This window comes from Deltaproteobacteria bacterium (genome assembly GCA_026712905.1).
Taxonomy (GTDB): domain Bacteria; phylum Desulfobacterota; class Binatia; order UBA9968; family JAJDTQ01; genus JAJDTQ01.
Genome location: JAPOPM010000125.1, coordinates 1 through 3,659 on the forward strand (window position 1 = coordinate 1; position 3,659 = coordinate 3,659).

Annotated in this window: 4 protein-coding genes; 1 reads left to right on the plus strand and 3 read right to left on the minus strand. The window is 64.9% G+C overall.

Features of this window, described 5'->3' with window-relative positions:
* Positions 1-518 precede the first annotated feature (518 nt).
* Positions 519-908 (minus strand): preQ(1) synthase, encoded by a 390-nt coding sequence (gene queF, locus OXF11_09770; protein ID MCY4487388.1) that lies wholly within the window; start codon positions 906-908, stop codon positions 519-521.
* An 81-nt stretch (positions 909-989) separates the two neighbouring features.
* On the opposite strand from queF, the gene OXF11_09775 reads away from it, so the two are divergent.
* Positions 990-1,238, plus strand: a complete 249-nt coding sequence (locus OXF11_09775) for a hypothetical protein (GenBank protein ID MCY4487389.1) — start codon at positions 990-992, stop codon at positions 1,236-1,238.
* A 309-nt stretch (positions 1,239-1,547) separates the two neighbouring features.
* Here the strand turns inward: OXF11_09775 and OXF11_09780 are convergent, their stop codons facing one another.
* Together OXF11_09780 and OXF11_09785 are read right to left on the minus strand one after the other, a co-directional pair.
* Positions 1,548-2,612, minus strand: a complete 1,065-nt coding sequence (locus OXF11_09780) for an agmatine deiminase family protein (protein MCY4487390.1) — start codon at positions 2,610-2,612, stop codon at positions 1,548-1,550.
* 3 nt (positions 2,613-2,615) lie between these two features.
* Complete coding sequence (locus OXF11_09785; GenBank protein MCY4487391.1) at positions 2,616-3,485, minus strand: carbon-nitrogen hydrolase; 870 nt, start codon at positions 3,483-3,485, stop codon at positions 2,616-2,618.
* Positions 3,486-3,659 lie beyond the last annotated feature (174 nt).

The window sequence follows — 3,659 nt, forward strand, 5'->3', positions numbered from 1 at the left end:
ATACCCGACGCGATCAGCCGAAAAAGGACATCTGGCTCCGACCCCTGCGCAAGGACTGGCGCCGGACTCTCACCCGGTGATATCATGGTCCTCCGTCACCCCTCGCGGTCTCTTCATCACTCCGTGACCGAACGAAAACGTCGAAACCGGAGGAAACGCTATCAGGACCGTAATCGAAATGCAACCCACTGAACTCGCATGCCGGAGTGTGCGAGGTCATCCGCTGGCGTCGCTTGACCGAAGGACGCAGGAGGGTGAGTCGTTCGGAGCCGACGATAACTAGTTATAATATATAGGGTTATTTCAGGGCTGTCATGACGGGGCTTGACATGGCGACGCTTGTCCGCTACCGGAGAAAATGGTGGGAATCAGTTGAGATCGACATATGATATACGGGTCTTTTTCGCCGTCGGCTGCGTTGCTCTTCCTCGCGTGGTGCCCGCCACTGCTCGTCATCGCGCCTTGCCGACAACGAAAAATCCTCCGCATATTATGATGCGAATCAACCAGACACCACACTAGAGTGAGGCTGGGGGCCGGCCCGCGCCCTGGGGCCGCGCGCCGTGCTCCGCCGTTACCGTCGTGTGGATGCCGCCGCGGACGTTGAAGTCGCCCTCCACGCTCATGTACTTGGGCGCGCACGCCGCCACCATGTCGTCCAGGATGCGGTTCACCACGTCTTCGTGAAAGGCGCCCTCCCCGCGGTACGACCACAGATAGAGCTTCAACGACAGCAACTCGACACAGCGCGGGCCGGGAACGTAGCGGATGCGGATGGTGGCGAAATCCGGCTGTCCCGTCTTGGGGCACACGCAGGTGAACTCGGGACATTCCATGGCCACCTCATAGTCCCGGTCCTGCCGCGGATTGGGGATGGTTTCAAGCTCCTTGCTGGGTTGCGTCGGCACGATGGTCGCCTTTCAGTCGCCTTTCACTTGGTTTTCCACAAACCTTGACTTGGACCGCCTCGAGCCTCAGACTGCCCCGGCATGAAACTCGACATTCACGTTCCTTCCATCGACGGCGTCGTCCGGGTCGAGATCCGCTCGATCGAGGAAGCCGGCGCGTGGTCCGCGTACCTGGTGCTCATCGGAGGCGCCAACCTCGACGACGCCTGCCTGGTGCTGGCGCGGAAAGGGTTGCCGCTCCGCTTCAACGCCGCCTCGGCCGAGGCCGCCGAGGCCCAAGCCAAGGAATACGTCCAGGCCCACTACCGGGTCTCGCGCATGATCTGGTGAAACGGGGACCAGGACCCCTGGATTCCCGCCTTCCAGGCTGTGTCAAAACCCGTGAGGCAAAAACCCTACGGAACGTCATTCCCGCGGAAGCGGGAATCCAGGGGCGGTGGAGGGGCACTACAGCGGCGTTTCCCCACCTCACCACCCCTGGATTCCCGCTTCCGCGGGAATGACGTATTCGTTATGTGCGTGCCTCACGAGTCTTGACACAGCCTGTTTCGCGGAAATGACGTCAAGTGGTTCGGGTGCCATCCCGGTCGCCCGGAATCAAACACTAGAGAGCCCCGCGCGGCCTGTCAAGTCGCCGGTTCACCGGGTCACTGCCGGTTCTTGCTGGGTGACGCAGTGGATCCCACCCAGCCCCAGGATCAGCGCGCGCGCGTCGATGCCGGCGATTCGCCGACCGGGAAACAGGTCCGCCAGGGTGTCCAGCGCGGTCCGGTCCCTGGGCCCGCCGTAGAGCGGCACCAGCACGACGCCGTTGGCGATGTAGAAGTTGGCGTAGCTCGCGGGCAGCCGCGCGCCGTCGGCCGTCACCGGGTCCGGCTGCGGCAGCGGGACGACGCGGAGTCGCCGGCCGGCCGCGTCCGTGGCGGCGGCCAGACGGCGGTAGTTCTCCTGGAGCGCCTTGTGGTTCTCGTCGGTGGGGTCCGGCTCCACCACGCACACGACCGTCTCCCGGTCCACGAAGCGCGCGAGATTGTCGATGTGCCCGTCGGTATCGTCCCCGGCCATGCCCGCGGGCAGCCAGAGCACGCGCTCAAGTCCCAGCGCCGTCTTCAGCAGCGCCTCGATTGCCGCTCGTTCCCAACCGGGATTGCGGTTGGGATTGAGCAGACACTCCTCGGTGACGAGACAGAGACCGGCGCCGTTGACGTCGACGGAGCCCCCTTCCAGCACGATGTCCGGCATGAACGCGGGCAGCCCCAACGCCTCGTTCAGCTTCCGCGGCACGGCGTCGTCCGCCACGTAGTCCGCGTACTTCAGCCCCCAGGCATTGAATCGCCAGTTGACCAGAGCCAGGGCCGCGGAAGGCTGCGCGCGAGTGATGAAGGTCGGCCCGTAGTCCCGGATCCACACATCGACGGTTGGCACACGATGGAAGACCACGCGGCCGGCGTCGATTCCGCGTTGCCGGAGCCTTGCCGCTACCGCGGCTTCGGAGGAAGCGTCGTCGACCAGGAGATGGACGGTCTCGCCCGGGACCAGTGCGCCGATCATCTCCAACCAAGTTTCGCGCACCCGCTCCAGGTGATCCGGCCAGGTGTCGTGGTTGTGCGGCCAGGCGAGCCACGTGGCGGCATGGGGTGCCCATTCCGCCGGCATCCGATAGCCCGCGCCTCGCGGGTCCGCCAACCGGACATCGCGTCCCACGAATCAATCCAATAGCTGCTTGGTGAGGCCGCCGTAGGCGTCGATGCGCCGGTCTCGCAGGAACGGCCAGTTTTGGCGGGCCTCGGCGATGCTTCCGAGAGCACAGTCCACCAGAAGGGTCTCGGGCTTGTTGCCGGCCGCGCGCGCCAGCACCCGGCCCGAAGGGTCGGAAACGAAGGAGTTGCCCCAGAAGGTGATCTTGCCCTCGCGACCCACCCGGTTGACGGCGGCCACGTAGACCCCGTTGGTGACCGCGTGAGACCGCTGCACCAACTCCCAGGCTTCGAGCTGGGTGCGGCGCTCGGTCCGGTTCTCTCCGGAGCCCCAGCCGATGGCGGTGGGGTAGAAGATGATCTCGGCGCCGCCCAGGGCCGCCAGCCGCGCCGCTTCCGGGAACCACTGGTCCCAGCATATGAGCACGGCGACTTGCGCATGGCGGGTGCGGAACGTACGGAAACCCAGATCGCCGGGAGCGAAGTAGAACTTCTCATGGAAGCCGGGGTCGTCCGGGATGTGCATCTTGCGGTACCGGCCCGTGATCTGGCCGTCCGCATCGATGACCAAGGCAGTGTTGTGATAGACGCCGGGGGCGCGCGCCTCGAACACCGACGCGACGATCACCACCTCGAGCTCCCGCGCCAGCGGAGAGAAACACTCGGTGGTGGGTCCGGGAATCGGCTCCGCGAGGGCGAAGGCTTCCGTGTCCTCGGTCTGCGGGAAATACCGCGAGCGGAAAAGCTCCTGGACGCACACGATCCGGGCGCCGCCCTCGGCGGCCAGCCGAATGCGCCGGGCGGTGGCGGCGAGGTTTCGGTCGGGATCCAGGGACGCCCGGGACTGGATCAACCCCACGGTCACGCGGTTGTTAGCCATGGCGGAATCCGTACTTTCACGAGTTCTAGTGTGGTGTCTGGTTAATTCGCACAATAATCTGCGGGTCTTTTTCGCCGTCGGCTGCGTTGCTCTTCCTCGCGTGGTACCCGCCACTGCTCGTCATCGCGCCTTGCCGACAACGAAAAATCCTCCGCATATTATTATGCGAATTAA